Source organism: Micromonospora sp. NPDC049107, from assembly GCF_040648595.1.
Classification (GTDB): domain Bacteria; phylum Actinomycetota; class Actinomycetes; order Mycobacteriales; family Micromonosporaceae; genus Micromonospora.
Map to the genome: position 1 here is coordinate 297,107 of NZ_JBEZEC010000006.1, position 23,155 is coordinate 320,261.

The window sequence follows — 23,155 nt, forward strand, 5'->3', positions numbered from 1 at the left end:
ACCGGCGCCGCCCCCGACCACGGTCGGGGGCGGCGCTTTCGTGTCCACCGGGCACGATGACCGGCCCGCGCTCGCGGCACAATGTGCCGATGGATGCCGCGCAGACCTGGTCCGAGCAGCCCGGGTTGCTCGTACTGCCCAGCGGGGCGGTGGTGCGGGGACGCCGCATCGCCGCGACCGCCCCGCCGGCCGACTTCGCGCTGCTGCTGGCGCCTGGACCGGAACCGGTCTGGCCATCCCGGCGGATCAGGTGGCCCGACTTCTGGGTGCCGCTCGATCGGGAGGACGCACTCGACGCGTTGCGCGAGGCGCTGCGGAGGGCCCGCGACGGCGAGCGCGTCGAGGTGGCCTGCCGGGGCGGGATCGGCCGCACCGGCACGGCGCTGGCCGCGCTGGCGATCCTCGACGACCTGCCGGCCGAGCGGGCGGTGTCCTGGGTCCGGGCGGGCTACCACCCGAAGGCGGTCGAGACACCCTGGCAGCGGCGGTGGCTGCGCCGCGTCGCCTGACCATCGGCGTCGCCGGCCACCCGACAGCGCCGGCCGCGCACCGGCCGCCGCTGGCCCGCTCACATCGCCGCCCGGGGCGCCCGGACCGCCCTCCGTGCGGCGTCAGGTCAAGTCGCCCGGCCCGGGTACCGCCGACCCGTCACCGCATCGTGGGCTTGTGGACGTACTCGCGCAGGTGGGTGGCGGTGAGAGTGTCGCCGTGGGCGACCAGGTCGGCCGGCGTGCCGGTGAAGACGATGCGACCGCCGTCGTGCCCGGCGCCCGGCCCGAGGTCGATGAGCCAGTCCGCGTGGGCCATCACGGCTTGGTGGTGCTCGATGACGATGACCGTGTTGCCCGCGTCGACCATGCGGTCCAACAGGGCCAACAGTTGGTCCACGTCGGCCAGGTGCAGGCCGGTGGTGGGCTCGTCGAGGACGTACGTGCTGGTCTTCTCCGCCAGGTGGATGGCGAGCTTGAGTCGTTGCCGCTCCCCGCCGGACAGGGTGGTCAGCGGCTGACCGAGGCTGAGGTAGCCCAACCCGACGTCGACCAGCCGGTCGAGGATCAGGTGGGCCGGCCCGCTGGGGAAGAACCCGTGTGCCTCGGTGACCGACATGGCCAGCACCTCGCTGATGTTCTTGCCGCGCAGTGTGTACGTGAGCACCTCGTCGGTGAACCGCCGCCCCGCGCAGCGCTCGCAGACGCTCGCCACGCCGGCCATCATCGCCAGGTCGGTGTAGATCAGCCCGATGCCCTTGCAGGCCGGGCAGGCGCCCTCGGAGTTCGCGCTGAACAACCCGGCCTTGACGCCGTTGGCCTTGGCGAAGGCGGTACGGATCGGGTCGAGCAGCCCGCTGTAGGTGGCCGGGTTGCTGCGTCGTGACCCGCGAATCGGGGACTGGTCGACGATCACCACACCGGACCGGCCGCGCAGCGAGCCGTGGATCAGCGAACTCTTGCCCGAGCCAGCCACGCCAGTGACCACGGTGAGGACGCCGAGCGGGATGTCCACGTCCACGTCGCGCAGGTTGTGCAGGTCGGCGCGGCGGATCCCGAGCTGGCCGGTCGGTCGGCGTACCTCGTCGCGCAGGGTCACGCGGTGGTCCAGGTGCCGGCCGGTGAGCGTGTCTGCGCGGCGCAGGCCGGGGACGTCGCCGGTGAAGCAGATCTGCCCGCCGGCCGTGCCCGCGCCGGGTCCCAGGTCGACGACGTGGTCGGCGATGGCGATGGTCTCCGGCTTGTGCTCCACCACCAGCACGGTGTTGCCCTTGTCGCGCAGCCGCAGCAGCAGGTCGTTCATCCGGGCGATGTCGTGCGGGTGCAGGCCGACGGTGGGTTCGTCGAAGACGTACGTGACGTCGGAGAGGCTGGAGCCAAGGTGTCGGACCATCTTCACCCGCTGCGCCTCGCCGCCGGAGAGGGTCGCGGACTCCCGGTCCAGGCTGAGGTAGCCCAACCCGATCTCGACCAGTGAGTCGAGCAGGTCACGCAGGTTGCCGATCAGCGGGGCGACCCCCGGGTCGTCGATGGTCCGGACGAACGCGGCCAGGTCGCTGATCTGCATGGCGGAGCACTCGGCGATGCTGCGGCCGGCGATCCGTGACGACAGGGCGGCGGCGTTGAGCCGGGTGCCGGCGCAGGACGGGCAGGTGGTGAAGGTGACCGCACGGTCGACGAAGGCGCGGATGTGCGGCTGCATCGACTCGCGGTCCTTGGCCAGGAGGAGCCGCTTGACCTTGACCGCGAGCCCTTCGTACGTCCAGTTGTTGCTGCCTACCTTGATCTTCGTGGCTGGCTTGTGCAGGAAGTCCTCCCACTGCTGCGGGGTGAAGTCCTGGAGTTTGGCGTCGGGGTCGAACAGGCCGGAGCCGACGATGGTCTGCCAGTACCAGGAGCCGACGGCGAAGTTGGGCGCGGTGATCGCGCCGTCGTTGAGCGAGCGTTCGACGTCGACCAGCTCGTTGACGTCGAGGTCGGAGACCCGGCCGAGTCCTTCACAGGTGAGGCACATGCCCTCGGGCAGGTTGAAGCTGAACGCGCCCGCGCCACCGACTGACGGCTCGCCGAGCCGGCTGAAGAGGATCCGCAGCATGGCGTACGCGTCGGTGGCGGTGCCGACGGTGGAGCGGGAGTTGACGCCCATCCGTTCCTGGTCGACGACGATGGCGGCGCTGAGGTTGCGCAGCGAGTCGACGTCCGGCCGGTTGAGGTTCGGCATGAACGACTGGAGGAACGCGCTGTAGGTCTCGTTGATCATGCGCTGGGACTCGGCGGCGATGGTGCCGAAGACCAGCGACGATTTACCTGACCCGGAGACACCGGTGAAGACGGTCAACCGGCGCTTGGGGATGTCGACCGAGACGCTCGCGAGATTGTTCTCCCGCGCTCCGCGTACCTCGATCATGTCGTGGCTGTCGGCGGCGGACCTTGCTGGCTGCGACATGCGAACCCTTCACGAAGTGATGGCAGAACGACCCTGCCCTGCACGGGACGCATTAAATTGTCTCATTAATCCTCACATAAAGGGTTTGACGAAAAATCGAGCGTGCGGCGGTTACTTAAGGACGGGAAAGTCTCAAATCACATGACAAGCGGTACGGTTGCCCGGTGGAGGCCATGCCGAAGGATCGCCTGCGAGCCGTGGACCTCGCCGCCACCGTCGGGATCTCGGTGCAGCAGGTGCGCAATTACGTCGAGGAGGGCGTCCTGCCGCCGGTGCGGCGAACCGCGAGCGGCTACCGGATCTTCACGACCGCGCACGCCCGCGCGCTGACCGTGGCCCGCCGGCTGGCCGAGGGGCACGGCTGGGGTCGTACCCGGGAGATCATGGCGGCGGTGCACCGGGGCGACGTGCCGGCGGCCCTGGCGGCGCTCGACGGCGGCCATGCCGAACTGGACCGCGAACGCGCCGACATCCGCCGGGTGCTCGGTGCCTTCGAAACCGTGCTGGCCAACCCGCCGGCGACCCGGCCGGCCCAGCGCCGTGGTGTCCGCATCGGCGAGGTGGCGGCGCTGGTCGGCGTGCGGACCTCGCAACTGCGCCTGTGGGAGGCGCGCGACCTGGTGCGGCCGGGCCGCGCGCCCGGCACCAACTACCGGGTGTACGACGAGACCGAGCTGCGCGCCGCGCAGGTCGTCGCGCTCCTGCGTCGGGGCGCGTACCCGTTCGAGATCATCGAGGCGGTGCTGGGCGAGCTGCGCACCACCGGCAGCGCGCAGCGGGTACGCGCCGAGCTGGCCCGTCGTGAGCAGGACCTGCACGCCCGCAGCCTGCGGCGGTTGCGGGGCAGTGCCGCGTTGCACGACTACCTGGTGGAGCGGTCCGCCGCCGGATGGTCGAGCGGCCAACCGCTCCCGCCGAGCGATCTTGTTGGCTAGGGTCGGGCACATGAGAGCTGCTGCGCTGCTGGCGGTCACGGCGGCTGCCGTCCTGCCCGCTTCCGCGCCGGCTGTCGGCACGGCGGCGGCGGCCACGCGTACCGCTGCCGCCCCGCCGGCCGTGCGGTGTCCGCGGGCGTCGGCCCCGACGGTGTCCCGGCCGCCGCGCCCGTCGCCCCCGCCCACCGTGCCCGAGGCTCGGGTGGTCGGCGGCGTCGGACTGGCGACCAGCGGCCTGGTCGTGCCGGCCGGCGTGGACGCGCCACCGGCGATCACTGCCACGTCGTGGCTGGTCGCGGACCTCGACTCCGGCCAGGTGCTCGGCGGCTGCGGCCCGCACGAGTACGGCACCCCGGCCAGCGTCCAGAAGCTGTTGCTGGCGGCCACGATGATGCCCCGACTCGACCCCGCCCAGACGGTGACCGTCACCGCGGCGGACATGAACATCGAGCCCGGCTCGTCCGCCGTCGGCCTGGTCGAGGGTGGCCGCTACACGATCGAGACGATCTGGCTGGGGCTGCTGCTGAACTCCGGCAACGAGGCGGCGAACGCGCTGGCCCGTCTCGGCGGTGGCCCGGACGGCGCGGCCGGGGGAGTGCGCGCCATGAACGAGCAGGCGCACCACCTCGGCGCGCTCCAGACACATGCCGTCACCCCGTCCGGGCTGGACGGCAAGGGCCAGTTCACCAGCGCGTACGACCTGGCGCTGATCGCCCGGTCCTGCTTCGCGCAGCCGACGTTCCGCCGGTACGCGCTCACCGACCTGGCGACGATCCCCGCGCAGCCGGCACAGCGGACGAAGGGGTTCCAGATCCAGAACGAGAACCAGCTCATCTACCGGTACCCGGGCGCGTTGGGCGGCAAGACGGGCTTCACCGACCTGGCGCGGCACACGTACGTCGGAGCGGCGCAACGCAACGGTCGCCGGCTGGTGGTGACGTTGCTGGGTGCCGAGCCGACGCCGAAGCGGGGCTGGGAGCAGGGCGCGGCCCTGTTGGACTGGGGTTTCTCGCTGCCCCGCGACGTCGGCGTCGGTCGCCTGGTCGAGCCGGGAGAGTTGACCGCCACGCCTTCGGCGACCCCGTCCGTGCTGGCCGCGCCCGGTCCGCCCCGCCCGGCGGCGGCCAGCGGTCCGGCGCACACCGGTTCCGGCTGGCTCTGGTCGGTTTCCGCGCTCAGTGGCGCGGGGGTGCTGGTGCTGCTGGGTGGGCTGCTGTGGCACCGCCGCCGCCGGTTGTCCTGACGGGTCGGCAACCGGCCGCAGCGATCGACAACCGGCTCCGGCATCCATAGACTCCGGTCTTTCTGGCAGCGCGAGTCCCAGGAGGATCCCTGTGTCGAGTGAACGCGAAACGCCCTCCGGCGCGGCGGCACCCCGCCCGTCGGTACGTGCGCTGACCCGTCTCGCGGGCGTGACGGTGATCGCCGCGGCGCTGGTCGTCGGCTCTTCGGTCACCGCGCTGGCCGCGCCGGGCGCGACCGTCGACGCGTCCGGCGTCGCCAGCGTCGCGCACGCTCCGGCGCCGCCCGCCGCTGACCGCCCGCCGCGCACCACGCACGGCCCGTGCGCGTACACCGAGACGCCCGACGAGCCGGCCGCCCGACCCGTGCCGCTGCCACCCGACCCGCGCCGCCCGCCGGACCGGGGCACCGTCCGCGTGACGCTCTCCACGAACCAGGGGCCGATCGGGTTGACCCTGGACCGGGCTGCCGCGCCGTGCACGGTGCAGAGCTTCCTGCACCTGGTCGGCAAGCGGTTCTACGACCGCACCCCGTGTCACCGGCTCACCGCGTACCCCACGCTCAGCGTGTTGCAGTGCGGCGACCCGTCCGGCACCGGCGAGGGCGGACCGGGCTACCGGTACCGCGACGAGCTGCCCACCGACCTGCCGCCCGCGCCCACCGACCCGACCGGCGTACGGCGGCTCTACGCGCGGGGCGTGCTCGCGATGGCCAACGCCGGTCCGGACACCAACGGCAGCCAGTTCTTCCTGGTGTACGCCGACTCGGCGCTGCGGCCCAACTACACGATCTTCGGGACGGTCGACGCGGCCGGGCTGGACACGCTGGACCGGGTCGCCGCCGGCGGCGTCGCGCCGACGGCCGAGGATCCCGCGCCGGTCGACGGCGCGCCCGCCCTGCCGGTGACCATCTGTCGGGCCGTACGCGCACACCACCACTGATCCGCTGGGCGCGGTGGGCGGCGAGGGCCGCTCACCGCGCCACCGGTTGCCGGAACTTCCGGGAGCCCGACCGGTAGCGGTGGAACCAGGTATCCGACCCGGTTCAGGCCGTTGGAACGACGTGGGTCACCCGGTCGACGGCGTGGTGGCGCTGTCCCGGACGACCAGTTCGGTGGCGAGCTCCACCCGGGGGGAGTCGATGCCCTCACCCTGGGCCAGCCGCAGTACCGTCCGCGCCGCGAGGCGGCCCATCTCCACCAGGGGCTGCCGGACGGTGGTCAGCGGCGGGGACGCCCAGCGGGCCTCCGGCAGGTCGTCGAATCCCACCACGCTGACGTCGTCGGGGACCCGCAGCCCTCGGCGGCGGATGGCCTCGTAGACGCCGAACGCCATCTGGTCGCTGGCCGCGAAGATGCCGGTCGGCGGATCGGCCAGGTCGAGCAGCGCCGTGCCGCCCGCGAAGCCGGAGGCGTGGTAGAAGTCGCCCGGGTAGATCAGCGCGTCGTCCACCGGCACTCCGGCGGCCTCCAGCCCGGCCCGGTAGCCGTCGAGGCGGGCCCGGCTGCACAGCAGATGTGTCGGTCCGGCCACGAATCCGATCCGGCGGTGGCCGACCGCCAGCAGGTGCTCGGTCGCGGCGAGCCCGCCCGCCCAGTTGGTCGCGCCGATGGTCGGCACGTCCATGGCCGGCACGCCGGCCGGGTCGACGACCACCACCGGCACGTTGAGGCGGCGCAGCTGTGCGTGCAGCGGCGGGCTCAGGTGCGACGTCACGAAGATGACCCCGTCGGTGGCCCGGGTGCGCAGGTTCTGCAACCACTGCCGGGCCGCGGTGGGCTGCCGGTGGATCGCGGAGACGACGGTGCCGACACCCGCGCCGTGCCCGACGTCCTCGACGCCCCGGATGATCTCCACGGCCCAGGGGCTGTCCAGGTCGTTGAAGACCAGGTCGACGAGGCCGGCGCGGCGGACGCTGCGGCTGCTGCGGCGCCGGTAGCCGTGGTGGCGCAACAGCTCCTCGACGCGTTCCCGGGTGTCGGGGGCCACATCGGACCGGCCGTTGAGCACCCGTGACACGGTCGGCACCGAGACGCCGGCCTCCCGTGCGATCGCGGTGATGGTCACCCTGCGTCCGTCGTCCGCGTCCACCCGTGTCTCCTTCACCGCTCCGGGAGGGGCCACCGCCCGCGTCGCCCGTCCCGTGTCCCGGAACGGCACGCCCGCTCCTCGGGTCATCTTGCCTCACCGAGGGGGGTTGACGACACGCCAGGTCGGTCATAGCGTTCGGCAGAGTTGCGGAAATGTTCCGGTAATTTGTCGGATGCGTCTCGGCGTACCGTCCCACGTGACAGACAAGGACGCCATGTACACGGACCTGCCCGAGGAGCAGCTACGCGAGTACCGCGGCGTGGTGCGCGAGCCCGCCGACTTCGACGACTTCTGGGCGCGCACGCTCGCCCAGGCGCGCGACGCGGCGTGGCCGGTCCGGCTCGAACCCGTGGTGACCGGTCTGACCGCCATCGACGTGTACGACGTGACGTTCCCCGGCTTCGCCGGACAGCCCGTACGGGCCTGGCTCCGGGTTCCCCACGGCACCGGCACCGCCCTGCCGACCGTCGTGCAGTACGTGGGCTACGGCGGCGGGCGTGGGCACCCGCTGGAGAACCTGCTCTGGGCGACCGCCGGGTTCACCCATCTACAGATGGACACCCGGGGGCAGGGCTCCGGCTGGAGCCGGGGCGACACGACGGACCTGGGCGCGACCGGCGCGCAGGCGCCCGGCGTGGCGACGCGGGGCATCGCCGACCCACGCACGTACTACTACCGACGGTTGATCACCGACGCGGTACGGGCCGTGGACGCCGCCCGTACCCTGCCCATGGTCGACCCGACCCGACTGGCGGTGCTCGGGCACAGCCAGGGCGGGGCCATGGCGCTCGCGGCCGGCGCGTTGGCCCCCGGTGTGCGGGCGGTGGTGGCCCTCGTGCCGTTCCTGTGCGACATTCCCCGCGCCGTGGTGGTCACCGACGCCCACCCGTACCGGGAGATCCGTGACTACCTGGCGATCCACCGCGACGCCGAGGAGCGGACGCTGACGACCCTGTCGTACGTCGACGGCGTCAACTTCGCGCGGCGCTGCCGCCGGCCCACCCGCTACTCGGTGGCGTTGATGGACGACATCGTGCCGCCCTCGGGTGTCTACGCCGCCCACAACTCCCACGCGGGACCGACCGAGCTGTCGGTGTGGCGCTACAACGGCCACGAGGCCGGGGGTATCGACGACGACGAGGCGGCCCTGCGCTTCCTCGCCGCGCAGTTGGTCGAGACGCCCGAGGCGACGAGGGTCGGCGTCCACCCGGTTCCGCTGACGTCCGGCGACTGAGCGGGCCCGCTGGACCGGGCGCGGGACGCCCCGACCGATCCGCCGCGCGCCACCGACCGCCTTTGGTAAACAGGACCTGTGCGCAGGTCAGGACGGTTGGGTGGCGTCGCCGTACTCGCGCTCGCCGCGGCGCTCGGCGGCTGCTCCTCGCCGCCGCGCCCCACGCCGACGGTCGCCACCCCGGTCTCGGCGAGCCCTCGACCGACGCCTGACGGCCCTACCGCCCGCCCGAGCGCGACCCCGCCGGGCGCGGGCGAGTTGCCGAATTTTGTGGTGCTGACCGACGTCGACCCGCGCATCCACGCCGACATCCGGTACGCCACGGCGCACAACTTCGTGGGCCGGCCGATCGCCGGCTACCGCGAACCGCTGTGCCTGCTCACCCGGCCGGCGGCCGAGGCGCTGCGTCGGGTCCAGGACGCCGCGCTCGCCGGGGGCCACAGCCTCAAGGTGTACGACTGCTACCGCCCGCAGCCGGCGGTGGACGACTTCGTCGCCTGGTCGAAGCGTCCCGGCGAGCAGCAGACCAAGGCCGAGTTCTACCCGGACCTGGCGAAGGACAGGCTCTTCGCCGACGGCTACATCGGTGCGCCGACCGCGCACAGCCGGGGCAGCACGATGGACCTCACCCTCGTCGACGAGCCCGCCGCCAGCCAACCTCCGTACCGGCCCGGCCAGTCGCTGGTGGCCTGCACCGCGCCCCGGGCGCAGCGCTTCGCGGACAACACCATCGACATGGGTACGGGCTTCGACTGCTTCGACGCCCGAGCGCACACCGACGACCCCCGGATCACCGGGACCGCCCGGGACAACCGGCGGTTGCTGCGACGGCTGATGACCGACGCCGGATTCGTGAACTACGACCGGGAGTGGTGGCACTACCGCCTGCGCGACGAGCCGTACCCGGACACGTTCTTCGCCGCGCCGGTCGCCCGTTCGTCGGTCGGCTGAGACCCGGCTCAGGTCCAGTAGAGGACACGGCAGGCGGGTATCCGCGCGGTCAGCTCGTCGGTGAACCACCGTCGCAGCTCGGCCATCGTGTCCCGAGGGTAGACGTACTTCACCGCGCCGAACCTGCCGTGTTTGCGGCTGCGCGCCGCTACGTCCATCTCCAGCCGGGTACGCGGGTACCAGCCGAGCAGCACCTCCCGGCTGCCGGGCGTGAACCGGTGGGTGATCAGCTCGGCGGTCAGGTCCAGCTCCGGTACCCCGTCGACCGCCGCGCGGACCTGGTCCAGCAGGTCGCCGTACGCCTCGCGCCAGTCGGGCAGCGCGATGATGGGCGCGATGGTCAGCCCGACGGGATAACCGTCGAGCGCGAGCCGGCGCAGGGCGGCGAGCCGGTCCGGCACCCGGGCGGTGCCGCCCTCGAACCGCTGGCTGACCGGGGCGCAGTTGACGCTGAACCGGACCCGGGTGCGGCCGTGGTGGGGCAGGCCGACGAAGCTGTCCACGTCGGCGTACTTGGTGGTCCAGCGCAACTGCACGGGGGCGTCCCAGTCGGCGAAGTGCCGCACCGCCCGTTGCCAACTGCCGGTCAGGTGCTCCAGCGCCAGGGGGTCGGTGTAGCAGGACGCCTCGAACGTGGTGCCCTCGTCGGCGCGACGCGCGTCGCGGCTGGTCACCGTGCCGCGCCCGGCGTACGGAGTCAGTCCGGCGAGGATGTCGTCGAGGTCCGCGTACACCCGGGTCACCGGCGGGCCGGAGAGCGAGCCGGCCAGGTAGCAGTACTGGCAGTGCGCGGGGCAGCCCTCGGCGAGGTCGACGCGCCAGTCGGCGCTGGGCGCGATGGGTTGCAGGTCGCGCCGGGACGGCGGGCTCACCACGATCGCCATGGTCGCCTTGGCCCGCGCGTAGGTCTCGCGGTCGGTCTGCCCGCGTACTCCGCTGAGTCGATTGGATCGGAGCCGTTCCACCTCGATGCCGAGCGCCTGCACCCGGTCGACGATCCGCTGTCCGTGCGGGTGGTCCAGGGCGGCGGGGGTGGCCACCACCCGGCCCGGCGTCCACCGGCGCGCGGGTCGCGCCTCCGGGGCGAGGGCGGCCAGGTCGCGGATCGGCACCCGCTCGCCGCTGGCGTCGTGCGTCGCGGCGGGCACGTCCACAGCCAGCGGCCTGTCGACGTCGACGGCATCCGGGCTGGTCATCGGGCCGGAGTACCCGCTACCGCAGGAATCCCACCCGATCGACGCGGCTGGCGATTGACGCCGCACGTCGGAAAAGCATAACCTTTCGTCTATCTGTAAACCTTGTGAACAGATTTACGACGACGCGGCGGCGCGCGTCCCCACCGAAGGGACGATCAGGTGATCGCAGAACTTTCCTCCCGTACCAGAAGGATCCTGTCGGTGTTCGTCGCGCTCGTCGTCGCCGTGACCGCCGGCGTCGGTCTCGGCGTCGCGCGCAGCGCGCAGGCCGCGCCGACGTTCAAGGTCCTGGCCTTCTACAACGGCACCTGGGACGACGCGCACATCGACTTCATCAAGGACGCGCGCGCCTGGTTCCCGCAGGCCGCCGCGCAGTACGGCTTCTCCTGGGAGGCCACCAACAACTGGAGCCTGCTGAACACGTCCAACCTGGCCCAGTACAAGGTCGTCATGTTCCTGGACGACGCGCCGCCCGCCGCCCAGCGCCCCGCCTTCCAGCAGTACATGCAGAACGGCGGGGCGTGGATGGGCTTCCACGTCAGCGCGTGGACCGACAACCCGTCGAGCTGGAGCTGGTACTACAACACGTTCCTCGGCTCCGGCTCGTTCCGGACCAACACCTGGCTGCCCACCCGGGTCACCATGCGCGTCGACAACCGCACCCACGCGGCCACCCGGAACCTGCCGGCGACGTTCTCGTCGTCGTTCAGCGAGTGGTACTCGTGGAGCAACGACCTGCGGCAGAACTCGAACATCGACATCCTGGCCTCGGTCGACCCGTCGAGCTTCCCGGTCGGGACCGACCCCAACCAGTCCTGGTACAGCGGCTACTACCCGCTGGTCTGGAGCAACCGGCAGTACAAGATGATCTACGCCAACTTCGGGCACAACAGGATGGACTACGGCACCAAGACCGGCCTGTCGTCCACCTTCGACAGCGCCCAGCAGAACAAGCTGCTGATCGACGGGCTGCACTGGCTCGCCGGCGTCGGCACGTCGCCGACCCCGACCCCGACGCCCACCCCGACCGGCAGCGCCGGCCCGATCTCCCCGACCGCCTGGCACACCGTCGTCAACCGGGGCAGCGGCAAGTGCGTGGACGCGCGGGCCGCCGGCACCGCGAACGGCACCGCGATCCAGCAGTACGCCTGCAACAACAGCACCGCCCAGCAGTACCAGTTCGTCCCGACCAGCGACGGCTACCTGCGGGTCAACAACCGCAACAACAGCGCGCAGGTGCTCGACGTGACCGACCGGTCGACCGCCGACTCGGCCCCCATCCAGCTCTGGTCCTACAGCGGCGGCGTCAACCAGCAGTGGCGCGCGGAGTCCGAGGGCGGCGGCTACTACCGCCTGGTCAACCGCAGCAGCGGCAAGTGCCTGGACGTGCCGGGCGCATCCACGGCGGACAGCGTCCAGCTCATCCAGTACACCTGCAACGGCACCGCGGCGCAGTCGTTCCGGCTGGTGTCCGCGTCGTAGGTCGGCCATAGCCTCGCGGCCATGGCGATTCCCGACAGTTCTTCGGCTCCGTCACCGCCACCCTCACCGGCGGTGCCGGAGCCGAAGACGACTGGTACCGCCGCAGGGGCGCGAGCGAGCACGAGGACGCCTCCATCGACCGGGCGGAGGCCCGCCTCACCGGGTGTCTGGACGCGTTGCCCGGTCGGGTCTTCGCCATCCGCCTGTTCCGGGTCGAGGTCGACGGGCACGCGTTCGGGCTGGTCGACTGGTCCGAGGAGTACGACGGCGACGACCACGCCGAGTTCCTCCCCGACGAGCTGGGGTTCGCCCCGCCGTGGGACGGCTGCTACGACACCTGAACGGGCCTAGCGACGAGGGCCGGCCCGGTGGGCCGCTCGCTGTGTCGTGCCCCTGTCGAGCTGCCCCATAAATGGGGCGCGCTCCGCGCAGCCGGGCGCGCTCCGCGCAGCCGGGCGCGCTCCGCGCAGCCGGGCGCGGCGTCGCCGTGGCGGGTGCCCATCTGCTCGCCGGCCGCCGGTCCGGGTCGCGGGCACCGGTCCGCTTGGCAGACGGTGGTTTGGGTGGCGGGGCCGGTCGCTCGGTGCCGCCCCACATCTGGGGCAGCTCGACAGGACCTGCGGGTGACAGGCCCGCCAGGCCCGCCAGGCCCGCCGGTGCCGCGCCCACGGAGATATCCATTGCGGACGTGCCGCCATCCTCCTACTGTCACCGGTGCAAGGTCGAGAGCAACCACGAGAGCAACCACGAGGGGAGTACGCCGTGTCGCGACGCGTCCGCACCGACGCCGCCCGGCGTCTGCTTCCTGCCGGCGGTTATCTCCTCACCACAGCCACGACCACTGCCTGCAACCCCTTGCGGGGCACCGGGCCGGGGTGGCGCGACTGACGCCGACGCGTAGCGCGTCCGCCGGCCGCCCATCCCCACCGGGATCGGGCGGCCTTCTCGTATCCCCGTACCGCCGCCGGACCACAGCCGCCCGGCGCATGATCGATATCGGTCACCCGCACGACAGAAGGAGACCATCATGGGATTCACCCCGCTCGCCGGGACCCGGGCGCCGGTCCGGGTCTGGACCGACCCGTACGCCATCGAGCCGCAGGCCGCGAAGCAGCTGCGCAACATCGGCGCGCTGCCCTGGGTGCAGGGTGTCGCCGTGATGCCGGACGTGCACTTCGGTAAGGGCGCGACGGTCGGTTCGGTGATCGCCATGCGACAGGCCGTCTCGCCGGCTGCGGTCGGCGTCGACATCGGCTGCGGCATGTCGGCGGTGCGCACCTCGCTGACCGCCGCCGACCTGCCGGACGACCTGGGCGGCCTGCGGTCCGCGATCGAGGCCACCATCCCGGTCGGCTTCGCGCAGCGGCCCGAGGCGGTCAACCCGCGTCGGGTCCGCGGGCTGGAGCAGGCCGGCTGGGACGACTTCTGGGGTCGCTTCGCCGGTCTGGACCCTCGGGTGGCGCAGCTCGAGACGCGGGCGCAGCGGCAGATCGGGACGCTCGGCGGCGGTAACCACTTCATCGAGGTCTGCCTGGAGCAGGGCGGCGACGACGAGGGCCGGGTCTGGCTGATGCTGCACTCCGGGTCGCGCAACATCGGCAAGGAACTGGCCGAGCGGCACATCGGGGTGGCCCGGCGGCTGCCGCACAACGCCGACCTGCCCGACCGGGACCTCGCCGTGTTCCTTGCCGGCACGCCGGAGATGGAGGCGTACCGGCGGGACCTGTGGTGGGCGCAGGAGTACGCCCGGCGCAACCGGGCCGTCATGCTGGCGCTGCTCTGCAATGTGGTGCGCGAGCAGTTCCCGCAGGTCGGCTACGACGAGCCCATCTCGTGCCACCACAACTACGTCTCCGAGGAGAGCTACGACGGCGTCGACGTGCTGGTCACCCGCAAGGGCGCGATCCGGGCCGGCCGGGGTGACCTGGGCATCATTCCCGGGTCGATGGGGACCGGGTCGTACATCGTGCGGGGTCGGGGTAACCCGGACGCGTACTGCTCCGCGTCGCACGGTGCCGGGCGGCGGATGTCGCGGGCGCAGGCGAAGCGGACGTTCAGCACCGCCGACCTGGCCGCGCAGACCGCGGGCGTGGAGTGCCGCAAGGACGCCGGGGTGGTCGACGAGATCCCCGGCGCGTACAAGGACATCACCGAGGTGATGGCCCAGCAGGATGACCTGGTGGAGGTGGTCGCGCACCTCAAGCAGGTCGTCTGCGTGAAGGGCTGACGAGGGTACGCGCGGGCCGGGAGCACCGGCCCGCGCGGACCTCCTCAGAAGCCGACGAAGACCCGGCGCAGGTCGTCCAGGGTCACCGGCCCGCTCACCCGCACGCCATCCGGGGTGTAACGCTGCCCGAGCCGGCCGACCACCAGCCGCAGCCACGCCTCGGCCGGCAGGGACAGCTCACCGTCGGGCTGCTCCGGCGCGTCGGTGAGCGTGATCTGCTCGCCCAGCCGCAGCCCGAACGTCCGTTCCGGGTCCCGCAGCCGTACCAGCAGGGTCGCCTCCCGGCCGGCCAGCTCCTTGGGTCGGCTGGTCCAGCTCAGCATGCCGCCGATCTGATCGAGGAGCAGCGGCACCGCCTCCGGCGTCACCGCCGCGAACGGGTTGAACGCCACCTCGGCGTCCCACTGGTGCAGGGCGAACTCGCTGAGCCGGAACCGGGCGGCGGTGGCGACGTCGACCGGGTCGGGCAGGAAGCCGAGGTTGATCCGCAGCGTCTCGCGGGTCTCGGCGTCCAGCGCCTCGTACGCCTCGACCAGACGCTCGTTGGACGCCAGGAAGCCGGCGGCGTGCTCCTCGGGGGACATGGCGTCCCAGCGCTGCCACACGCCGCGGTTGAAGTCGCCGTCCGGGGCGGGCGTGCCCTCGATGGAGGCGTTCAGCCCCGCGAGGCCGATCTCGGCGCCGCTGCCCAGGTGGCTGAGCACCTGGGAGACCTGCCATTCGCTGGCCCCGGAGGGCTGGCGCAGGTCGTCGTCCTTCAGGTCGCGCACGAGCGCGGCAAGCTCCTCGTGGCCCGCCCGTAGCGCGTGGATGATCTGGTCGGCAGCCGTGGACATATGTCTCCTCAACGGATCTTCGACGATGGTCGGGACGCTACCGGACGATTCGCCCCGGTCGGACGCACCCGGTGTGCGCCGCCCGGCCCGTACCCCATCGGGTGCGGGCCGGGCGGCGTCGTTCGGGCTCAGCCCATGTGCACGGCGTTGCCGGCCGGGATGTCCTCCTTGCGCACCTTCACCAGGACCAGCGTGACCAGCCCGGCGAGCACGATCAGGACCGCGCCCCAGGCGAACGCGACGCGGTACCCGTGCACCAGCGCCTCCACCTGCGTCGCCGGGTTCGGCGCCCGGCCGACCAGGTACGCGGTGACCGCGCTGGTGTAGAAGGTGTTCAGCAGCGCGGTGCCGAGTGAGCCACCGACCTGCTGGGTGGCGTTGAGCGTCGCGCTGGCCGCGCCGGCGTCGTGCTCCGGCACCCCGACCAGCGCGAGGCTGGACAGCGGGACGAAGGTGAAGCCGAGTCCCAGACCCAGGACGACCTGGGCGGGCAGCAGGTGGGTGAGGAACGACGTGTCGACGTCGATCTGGGTCAGCACCAGCATGCCCGCGGCGGCGAGCACCGCACCGGCGACCATCAGCGGCTTGGCGCCCAGTCGCGGCATGAGCTGGCTGGCGCCGCCCGCGGCGATCAGCACACCGGCGGTGACCGGCAGCGACGCGAGGCCGGCCTCCAGGGGCTTGTACTGCAGGACCACCTGGAAGTAGAAGGTCAGGAAGAGGAACGCCCCGAACAGGCCCGCGCCGATCAGCGTCGAGGTGAGGTACGCCCCGCCCCGGTTGCGGTCCAGGATGATCCGCAGCGGCAGCAGCGGGTGGTTGGTGCGCAGCTCGATCACCACGAAGGCGGCCAGCAGCACCACACCGGCGGCGATGAAGCCGAGCGTGGCGGTCGCGTCCCAACCGTCCTCGGCCGCCTTGGTGAAGCCGTAGACGAGGGAGACCAGACCGGCGGTGACGACGACCGCGCCGGGCACGTCGTAGCGGGTGTTGCCGTGCGCCCGGCTCTCCGGCACGAGCGGGAGGGCGAAGGCGATCGCGATGGCGGCGACCGGGATGTTGACCAGCAGGCACCAGCGCCAGTCGGCGTACTCGGTCAGCACCCCGCCGAGCAGCAGCCCGACCGCGGAGCCGCCACCGGCGATCGCGCCGTACACGGCGAACGCCTTGGCGCGCTCGGTGGCCTCGGTGAACAGCACTGTGAGCAGCGCCAGGGCGGCCGGCGCGAGCAGCGCGCCGAACGCGCCCTGCAACGCGCGGGCGGCGAAGAGCATCCCACCGGTGGTGGCGAGGCCGCCCAGCGCGGAGGCCAGCGCGAAGCCGGTCATGCCGACCAGGAAGGTGCGCTTACGCCCCCAGTAGTCGGCGATCCGGCCACCGAGCAGGAGCAGACCGCCGAAGGCCAGCGTGTAGGCGGTGATCACCCACTGCCGGTTCGCGTCGGTGATGCCCAGGTCGGCCTGGGCCTGGGGGAGCGCGATGTTCACGATGGTGGCGTCGAGGACGACCATCAGCTGCGAGACCGCGATGACCCCCAGGGCGATCCAGCGCCGCGGGTGCGGGGCGCCTGTCGACGTCCCGGCGCCGGGGGCGCCGGGGGCGGTCGAGGTGGTTCCGGGCATGGTGAAGCCTTCCGTGGTGCGGATGTTGATGGATCAGGCCTGGGACGGGCGGTCGTGCCGGTAGGTCAGGACCGGGATCAGCACCTGGTCGACGACCTGGGTGAGGAACGCGTCGTCGGCGGGTAGACCGTGCGCGACCAGTCGGGACATGAGGAGCGCGGGCGCAAGATCGTGGAACAGGTCCCGTTCGCCGGCCTCCGGGGGGATCTCCCCACGGGCGGCGGCGCGGACGAGGACGGCGGTGCTGGCCACGCGACCGGCGGGCAGCACCTGGTGGCGTACCAGACGCTCCAGCTCCGGACTCGTCCGCATGGCGAAGGTCAGCGCCTGCATCAGGTCGCAGTCGGCGACACAGATGGCGGCGGTGGCGCGGAGCAGCTCGAGCAGGTCACCCCGCAGTGAGCCGGTGTCGGGTGGGTTGAGCACGCCGACCTGGCGGTCGCTCAGGGCGGCGACGACCAGCTCGGCCTTGCCGTCCCACCGTCGGTAGATGGTGGCCTTGCTCACGTGGGCGCGGGCGGCCACGGCGTCGATGGTCATCCGGTCGTAGCCGACCTCGCGCAGCAGGTCGATCACCACGCTGAACAGGTCGGTGCTCGTGCACCGGGCCGACCGGGCGGCCGGCACGCCGACGCCCGCGCTCACCTGCTGACCCTCCAGCACCTGCACCCCCCGTGAAACGATGTCGTACTGACCCTAGTTCGCTCGGAGCCCTTCCTGCAGGCTTTTATGAGGTGCGTCGCATCGGGCGAGCGAAACGGTGACGTTTCAACCTCAGCTGTCGGGCGGCGCGAGGAGCACCGGCACGGCCACGGTGTTGATCCGGGTGCCGTCCCGGGCCGACACCTCGTACACCTCGATCGTGCCGTGCTGCGCCCTGTTCGTACGCCAGTTCACCACCACCCGGTAGTCGCCCCGGCAGCCACTGCCGCAGCTCGCCGTGCCGAAGGCGGCGGCCACCTGGCGGCCGGCGTCGTCCAGCACCCGGACGCTCACCGTGGCCTCGAACACGTCCGCCGTGCCGCTGACGGTGAGCGGGGCGGTGACCCTCTCGCCGACGCTCGGCCCGGTGACCACGATCGGCGCGAGCAGGCCCGGATAGTCGGCCCGACCGACCGGTGCGCCCCCGGGAAAGCGGACCCGCCGGACGGTGGGGAACTGGGTGAGCGTCCACACCACCTGCGCCTCGCGCAGCCGCCGACGGTCCGCCGGGTCGTCGGCGGACGGGACGGGGCCGAGTGTCGCCACCCCGTCGACGATCCGGGTGACCTCGACGCCGGCCGGCAGCAGGGTCACCATCCCCGTGGCGGCCTCGGCCGGAGTCGGCCCGGCGGACAGCTCACTCAGGGCGAGCCGGGACGTCGCGACGGTGGCCGGTCGGGTGCGCCGGGTGGGCACGAGCCGCCCGGAGCGGACGTACCACAGCTCGATCGTCACCGGGTCCGGCCGGCGGGTCCCGGTGACCGCCGGCGTCGGCGGACGCGGCGGGGTGCCGGTGGCCGGCGGCGTCGGCGGCGCCGAAGCGGCCGGCGCGGTCGTGGCGGGCGCGACGGTCGGTGGGGAAGTGGTGGGCGGCGGCCCCGGCGGCGCCGTGCCCAGGACGCCGGAGCGGGGGGTGCCGCACCCGCTCAGGACGAGCGCGGCGACCAGCGCCAATCCTGCCGCGCGGGACCCGTCACGGCCGCTCATCCCGCACCCCCTCCCGCGCGGCACCGTCGGGATCCCGCGCGGGCAGTTCCAGGCGGAACCGCGTGCCGACGCCCGGCTCGCTGCGCACACTCAGCACCCCGCCCAGCACCGCCGCGTGTTCCCGGGCGATCGCCAGACCGAGGCCGCTGCCCGGGGCCGAGCGCGCGGCGTCGACCTTGTGGAACCGGTCGAACACCAGCGGCAGGTGCGCGACCGGGATGCCGGGCCCCTGGTCGGCCACCTCGAACACGACGCCTCGGCCCGCCGCGCGCACGCTCGCGGAGATCTCACCGCCGCCGTGCTCGACCGCGTTGGCGACCAGGTTGGCCAGGACCCGCTCCAGGTGGCGAGGGTCGGTGCGCAGCGCCACGGGATCGCCGGTGACCAGCACCCGGTCCGACCAGCCGCGCGCCGCGACGATCGCGCGTAACAGCGCCAGCGCGTCCACCGGCTCGACGCTCGGGCGGTCCCGCCCGGCGTCCAGCCGCGAGATCTCCATCAGGTCCTCGATCAGGCGGCGCAGCCGGACCACGTCCCCGACCAGCAGCCGCGCGGCCGGCCGGGCGTCGTCGGGCAGCCGGTCCAGCTGCTCGCGCAGCAGCGAGGCCGCCGCCACCAGGGCGGTCACCGGGGTACGCAGCTCGTGCGCGACGTCGGCGGTGAACCGCCGCTCCCGGGCCTGCGCGGCGGACAGGGCGGCGATCTTCGCCTCCAGCGCCTCGGCCATCTCGTTGAACGACGCGGCCCACGCGCTGAACTCGTCCCGACCGCGTACCGGCAGACGGGTGGCGAGCAGCCCCTCGGTGAGCGCCCGGGCGGCGCGGCTGGCCCGGCCCACCGGCTCCAGGGTGCGGCGGGCCAGGAGGTTGCCCACCGCGGCGGCGACCAGGACGACGACCATCCAGCCGGCCAGCAGCGCGGCGTACACCTGGTTCAGGTCGGCCGCGACGTCGTCCTCCACGGTGATCACGTACAGCTCAGCGGTCGAACCGGGGACACGCCCGCCCACCACCAGCAGGCGGGGGCGCTGCGCCGACGTCGACCGCTGGTACGCGAGCTGCCCGTCCGCGACCGACGCCCGCAGGCGCGTGCCCAGGGCGGGGGCGTACCCGGGATGGGAGGGACGGGTGACGCCGTCGACGAGGACCACATGCCGACCGCTGCCCTCGAAGCTGGTGAGCAGCTCGGCGTCGCGCTGTTCGGTCAACGGCGGGAACTGTCCGGCGAGCACGAGCTGGTAACGGGCGTCGGCGGCGGCCTGACGCAGCGACGCGTCCCACCAGGACTGCCGCAGCAGCAGCCCGGTCCCGCCGGCGAGCAGTCCGGCGGACACTCCGGCGACCAGCACGAACGCGATCGTCAGTCGGCGCCGCAGCCGGCCGGGCGGCACCGGGCGTACGGCCATCGCCGACCTCCCGTCAACCGGCGGACAGTTTGTAGCCCGCGCCGCGTACCGTGCGGATGCGCCGCGGGTGCGCCGGATCGTCCTCGACCTTCGCGCGCAGCCTCTGCACCGCCACGTCGACGAGCCGTGAGTCGCCCAGGAAGCGGTGGTTCCAGACCAGGTCCAGCAACAGTTCCCGGGTGAAGACCTGGCCGGGACGTCGGGCCAGCTCCAGCAGGAGCCGGAACTCGGTCGCGGTCAGCTCCACCTCCCGGCCGTCGCGGCGTACCACGAATGCGCCCGGGTCGATCTCCAGGTCGCCCACGGCGATGGTGCGCGACGGCGTCGGCGCGCTCACCCGCCGCAGCACCGAGCGGACCCGGGCCACCAGCTCCGGCAGGTCGAAGGGCTTGCGCAGGTAGTCGTCCGCGCCGCACTCCAGACCGACCACCACGTCGAGCGTGTCGGTGCGCGCGGTCAGCATGAGGATCGGCACCTGGCTCGTCCGCCGGATCTCCCGGCACACCTCCAGACCGTCCAGTTCGGGCAGCATGACGTCGAGCACGATCAGGTCGACCGGGTGCGCTCGCCAGGTCACGAGCGCCTGTCGTCCGTCGGTGGCGGTGTCGACCCGGAAGCCGGCGCGGCGCAGACCGAGGGCGGTGACCTCCCGAATGGAGACGTCGTCCTCGACCACCAGTACGCGGCCCTCCATCAGTCGAGGGTAGACCCGTGACCACTGTGCGTAACCCTGGCGGAACGGTCGTCATCGGCGGCCGGTCGGGTCCTCATCCCGGCGTCGTCACCGCTACGGTCAGGTGCCTCCGGGCATCCCCCTCACACGAAAGGGCACGACGTGCAACGTCATGGCTGCGTGATCCGACTCCGCCCCGAGCAGCGGGAGACCTACCTGCGGTTACACGCCGCCGTCTGGCCGAGCGTCGAGCAGACGCTGCGCGCGGCGAACTTCCGCAACTACACGATCTTCCTCCACGACGACCTGCTCTTCGGTTACTACGAGTACGTCGGCGACGACTACGAGGCCGACCTGCGGCTGATCGCCGCGGACCCGCAGACGCAGGAGTGGTGGAAGCTGACCGACCCGTGCCAGGAGTCGCTGGCCGAGCCCGGCTCGGGGGACTGGTGGGCCCCGATGCGCGAGGTCTGGCACCTGGCCGACGAGGCCCCGCAGGGCTCCGCAGGCTAGCCGTCTCACGGTCGGCGCCGGCCGGCTCCCGCCTCGACCTCGGCGGGCGCCGGCCCGGATCCCGGTCAGTCCGCGATCTTGATGATTGTCTTCCCCGCTGTGCGCTGGCGTCGGGCGAACGCCGAGGCCGTCTCGTCGAGCGGCCGTACCGCGCCCACGATGGGCCTGAGCCGTCCGGTGCGGACGCGTTCGGCGAGGTCGACCAGCCGGGCACGGTCCGGTTCGACGACGAAGAAGACGGCTCGCCCGTCCCTGGGCTGGACCTCGGGCGGCGCGGCGATGGTCACGACGGTGCCGCCGGGGCGGACCAGCTCGGTCGACCGTCGCAGGATGTCGCCACCGATGACGTCGAGCACCACGTCCACCTCGCCGACCTGTCGCAGGTCGTCGGCGTCCAGGTCGACGAACGCCTGCGCGCCGAGAGAGAGCACGACGGTCCGGTCGGCGGCGCGACCGGTGCCGATCACGCGGGCGCCCACCTCCCGCCCGAGTTGGACGGCGATCGAGCCGACACCTCCGGCGGCGCCGTGCACGAGGACGGTCTGGCCGGCCGTGAGGTGGGCGTGGTCGAACAGCCCCTGCCAGGCGGTCAGTCCGGAGATCGGTAGCGTCGCAGCCACCGGGTGGTCGACGTCGGCCGCCAGCGGGGCGAGGTTCCGCGCCTCCACCGCCGTGCACTCGGCGAGGGATCCGTCGCGGGCCCAGTCGGTCAGGCCGAACACCCGCTGACCCACGGTGAGGCCGGTGGTGCCGTAGCCGAGGTCGGCCACGACACCCGAGAGCTCGTGCCCGGGGATGGTGGGCGTCCGGTCACGGCCCGCGCGGTCGGTCCACGTCGTCGGCCAGTCGAGCTCGCCGGGTGTGAAGCCGGCGGCGTGGACGCGCACGATGACGTCGTTCTCCGCGGCGTGGGGGTACGGCATGTCGGTCAGGGTGAGTCCCTGCACCCCGGCGTCACGGTCGCGTACGGTGATGGCTTTCATGCTCGTGGCCTTTCAGCTCGGCCAGGGTGCGCGGACGATGCGCTCGACCGTCGTCACGCGCCGGAAGCCGGGAACGAAGTGTTCGAGATAATCGGAGTTGACGGTGCCGATCGTGGTTTCGGGTCGATTCTTCAGCCCGTCGACCGTGGTGCGCAGGAATTCGTTCTTGAAATCCCCGCGCGGATGGACGGCGAGGATCCGCCAACTGGTCGGTGTCCAGCCGACCTCGAAGCGCTGCTGGAGGTCCGAGAACGGGGTCCCGAGCCCGGCGTCGTGGAACATGGCCGCCAGGTAGAGCAGTTCCGGGTCCGGTTCGCGGGTCCGACGGTGCCGGCGCGGGGTACGGCGGCGGTCACCACTGGTGGGCGACGTCGAGCACGATCCGGCTGTGGGTGCCCGGACCAGTCAGCACGACGGCTCGGAACGGCAGCCGGGCCCGTACGCCGACGGCGAAGGTGGTGTAGCCCTCGAAGCTGCCGCCGAACACCACGTCGCGCAGCGTCGGGTAGCGCAGCAGGTTCGTGACGTGCGTGCCGACCGGGTACGGCACCGTGCCGAGGTGGTCGGCGTCGTACGCCGGGGCCCGCAGCGAAACCCGCAGCAGCGCGCCTCCGGCGGTGTACGGCGACAGCGCGAGCCCTTCGCCCTCGGTCCAGGTCTCGCCGTAGCCGATCGTGTACCCGTCGACCGGGCCGGCGAACTCGAACACCACCCGGTCGTAGCAGTCGTGCTGGCCCGTCCGGACGTCGACCAGGGGAGCGTCGCTCAGCGCGCCGGCCGACTTCTCCCCGCTGCCCCAGGTGATCCCGCAGTACGCCGCCTCGGTGGCGGCGCGCGCCGAGCCGGTGCCCGTCGCGCTGCTGGTCCCGGCCGCGCTGCTGCCCGCCGTGGCGAGCACTCCGGCGAGGACGACCGCCGTCGCGGTCAACGCGCTCCTGATCCTCATCGTGGTTCTCCGTTCGGTGTCCCGGGGTCACGTCGCGGCGGCTCTGCCGGTGACCCTCAGTCGTCACCGTCGTCCCGCCCCGACACGGGCACCTCGCCGCCGGGTAACCGCTGGGTAACAGCCGACGACGCGCCGCTATCGGCGTCAGCTGCGGCGTGGCGTGGCGTGGCACCCCACGGCCTCCCACCTTGCGATAC

The 23,155-nt window shown here is 72.6% G+C and carries 22 protein-coding genes; 10 read left to right on the forward strand and 12 right to left on the reverse strand.

Features of this window, described 5'->3' with window-relative positions; translation table 11 throughout:
• The first annotated feature begins 89 nt into the window (after positions 1-89).
• On the forward strand, positions 90-509 hold the full coding sequence (locus AB0B55_RS17190; RefSeq protein ID WP_357121489.1) for a protein-tyrosine phosphatase family protein: 420 nt from the start codon (positions 90-92) through the stop codon (positions 507-509).
• A gap of 139 nt (positions 510-648) precedes the next feature.
• Here the strand turns inward: AB0B55_RS17190 and AB0B55_RS17195 are convergent, their stop codons facing one another.
• Positions 649-2,934 carry an excinuclease ABC subunit UvrA gene (locus tag AB0B55_RS17195; RefSeq protein WP_357172168.1) on the reverse strand — a complete coding sequence of 762 codons (2,286 nt, stop codon included), beginning with the start codon at positions 2,932-2,934 and terminating at the stop codon, positions 649-651.
• Positions 2,935-3,107: 173 nt separating this feature from the next.
• Between AB0B55_RS17195 and AB0B55_RS17200 the strand changes: the two genes are divergently transcribed.
• The 3 genes from AB0B55_RS17200 (at position 3,108) to AB0B55_RS17210 (ending at position 6,052) form a co-directional block, all read left to right on the forward strand.
• Positions 3,108-3,869 (forward strand): MerR family transcriptional regulator, encoded by a 762-nt coding sequence (locus AB0B55_RS17200; RefSeq protein ID WP_357122175.1) that lies wholly within the window; start codon positions 3,108-3,110, stop codon positions 3,867-3,869.
• A 10-nt stretch (positions 3,870-3,879) separates the two neighbouring features.
• Positions 3,880-5,112, forward strand: coding sequence for a D-alanyl-D-alanine carboxypeptidase (locus tag AB0B55_RS17205; RefSeq protein WP_357172169.1), 1,233 nt, complete (start codon positions 3,880-3,882; stop codon positions 5,110-5,112).
• A 91-nt stretch (positions 5,113-5,203) separates the two neighbouring features.
• Positions 5,204-6,052, forward strand: coding sequence for a peptidylprolyl isomerase (locus AB0B55_RS17210; RefSeq protein ID WP_357121495.1), 849 nt, complete (start codon positions 5,204-5,206; stop codon positions 6,050-6,052).
• A 126-nt stretch (positions 6,053-6,178) separates the two neighbouring features.
• Here AB0B55_RS17210 and AB0B55_RS17215 read toward each other — a convergent pair whose 3' ends face one another.
• Positions 6,179-7,201, reverse strand: a complete 1,023-nt coding sequence (locus AB0B55_RS17215) for a LacI family DNA-binding transcriptional regulator (RefSeq protein ID WP_357121498.1) — start codon at positions 7,199-7,201, stop codon at positions 6,179-6,181.
• Between the two features lie 214 nt (positions 7,202-7,415).
• On the opposite strand from AB0B55_RS17215, the gene AB0B55_RS17220 reads away from it, so the two are divergent.
• Complete coding sequence (locus AB0B55_RS17220; RefSeq protein ID WP_357122178.1) at positions 7,416-8,435, forward strand: acetylxylan esterase; 1,020 nt, start codon at positions 7,416-7,418, stop codon at positions 8,433-8,435.
• Between the two features lie 78 nt (positions 8,436-8,513).
• Positions 8,514-9,386 (forward strand): M15 family metallopeptidase, encoded by an 873-nt coding sequence (locus AB0B55_RS17225; protein ID WP_357121501.1) that lies wholly within the window; start codon positions 8,514-8,516, stop codon positions 9,384-9,386.
• 8 nt (positions 9,387-9,394) lie between these two features.
• Here AB0B55_RS17225 and AB0B55_RS17230 read toward each other — a convergent pair whose 3' ends face one another.
• A complete protein-coding gene (locus AB0B55_RS17230; protein ID WP_357121504.1) occupies positions 9,395-10,582 on the reverse strand; it encodes a spore photoproduct lyase family protein in 1,188 nt (395 codons plus the stop codon).
• A gap of 159 nt (positions 10,583-10,741) precedes the next feature.
• Here AB0B55_RS17230 and AB0B55_RS17235 point away from each other — a divergent pair, with 159 nt between their 5' ends.
• The 3 genes from AB0B55_RS17235 to AB0B55_RS17245 all read left to right on the forward strand — a co-directional run bounded on the left by AB0B55_RS17235 (position 10,742) and on the right by AB0B55_RS17245 (position 14,291).
• Positions 10,742-12,064, forward strand: coding sequence for an RICIN domain-containing protein (locus tag AB0B55_RS17235; protein ID WP_357121506.1), 1,323 nt, complete (start codon positions 10,742-10,744; stop codon positions 12,062-12,064).
• Positions 12,065-12,240: 176 nt separating this feature from the next.
• Positions 12,241-12,405, forward strand: coding sequence for a hypothetical protein (locus tag AB0B55_RS17240; RefSeq protein ID WP_357121509.1), 165 nt, complete (start codon positions 12,241-12,243; stop codon positions 12,403-12,405).
• A 686-nt stretch (positions 12,406-13,091) separates the two neighbouring features.
• Positions 13,092-14,291 carry an RtcB family protein gene (locus tag AB0B55_RS17245; protein WP_357121512.1) on the forward strand — a complete coding sequence of 400 codons (1,200 nt, stop codon included), beginning with the start codon at positions 13,092-13,094 and terminating at the stop codon, positions 14,289-14,291.
• A 44-nt stretch (positions 14,292-14,335) separates the two neighbouring features.
• Here the strand turns inward: AB0B55_RS17245 and AB0B55_RS17250 are convergent, their stop codons facing one another.
• The 6 genes from AB0B55_RS17250 to AB0B55_RS17275 all read right to left on the reverse strand — a co-directional run bounded on the left by AB0B55_RS17250 (position 14,336) and on the right by AB0B55_RS17275 (position 20,537).
• On the reverse strand, positions 14,336-15,127 hold the full coding sequence (locus tag AB0B55_RS17250) for a maleylpyruvate isomerase family mycothiol-dependent enzyme (RefSeq protein WP_357121515.1): 792 nt from the start codon (positions 15,125-15,127) through the stop codon (positions 14,336-14,338).
• 128 nt (positions 15,128-15,255) lie between these two features.
• Positions 15,256-16,749, reverse strand: a complete 1,494-nt coding sequence (locus AB0B55_RS17255; RefSeq protein WP_357121518.1) for a DHA2 family efflux MFS transporter permease subunit — start codon at positions 16,747-16,749, stop codon at positions 15,256-15,258.
• A 33-nt stretch (positions 16,750-16,782) separates the two neighbouring features.
• A complete protein-coding gene (locus AB0B55_RS17260; RefSeq protein WP_357121521.1) occupies positions 16,783-17,418 on the reverse strand; it encodes a TetR/AcrR family transcriptional regulator in 636 nt (211 codons plus the stop codon).
• 105 nt (positions 17,419-17,523) lie between these two features.
• Positions 17,524-18,438, reverse strand: coding sequence for a Gmad2 immunoglobulin-like domain-containing protein (locus AB0B55_RS17265; RefSeq protein WP_357121524.1), 915 nt, complete (start codon positions 18,436-18,438; stop codon positions 17,524-17,526).
• The gene (locus tag AB0B55_RS17270) at positions 18,425-19,843 is read right to left on the reverse strand and encodes a HAMP domain-containing sensor histidine kinase (protein ID WP_357172170.1); all 1,419 of its coding nucleotides are present in this window, start codon (positions 19,841-19,843) and stop codon (positions 18,425-18,427) included. Before AB0B55_RS17270 ends, AB0B55_RS17265 begins: the two co-directional genes overlap by 14 nt.
• Positions 19,844-19,856: 13 nt before the next feature.
• Positions 19,857-20,537: a response regulator transcription factor gene (locus AB0B55_RS17275; protein ID WP_357121530.1), complete on the reverse strand. Its 681-nt coding sequence runs from the start codon at positions 20,535-20,537 to the stop codon at positions 19,857-19,859.
• 159 nt (positions 20,538-20,696) lie between these two features.
• Here AB0B55_RS17275 and AB0B55_RS17280 point away from each other — a divergent pair, with 159 nt between their 5' ends.
• The gene (locus tag AB0B55_RS17280) at positions 20,697-21,029 is read left to right on the forward strand and encodes an L-rhamnose mutarotase (protein ID WP_357121533.1); all 333 of its coding nucleotides are present in this window, start codon (positions 20,697-20,699) and stop codon (positions 21,027-21,029) included.
• Between the two features lie 65 nt (positions 21,030-21,094).
• Here AB0B55_RS17280 and AB0B55_RS17285 read toward each other — a convergent pair whose 3' ends face one another.
• From AB0B55_RS17285 to AB0B55_RS17295, 3 genes are all read right to left on the reverse strand, one after another.
• Positions 21,095-22,012: an NADP-dependent oxidoreductase gene (locus AB0B55_RS17285; RefSeq protein WP_357172171.1), complete on the reverse strand. Its 918-nt coding sequence runs from the start codon at positions 22,010-22,012 to the stop codon at positions 21,095-21,097.
• Between the two features lie 12 nt (positions 22,013-22,024).
• The gene (locus AB0B55_RS17290) at positions 22,025-22,294 is read right to left on the reverse strand and encodes a hypothetical protein (RefSeq protein WP_357172172.1); all 270 of its coding nucleotides are present in this window, start codon (positions 22,292-22,294) and stop codon (positions 22,025-22,027) included.
• Between the two features lie 70 nt (positions 22,295-22,364).
• Positions 22,365-22,958, reverse strand: a complete 594-nt coding sequence (locus tag AB0B55_RS17295; protein ID WP_357172173.1) for a hypothetical protein — start codon at positions 22,956-22,958, stop codon at positions 22,365-22,367.
• Positions 22,959-23,155 lie beyond the last annotated feature (197 nt).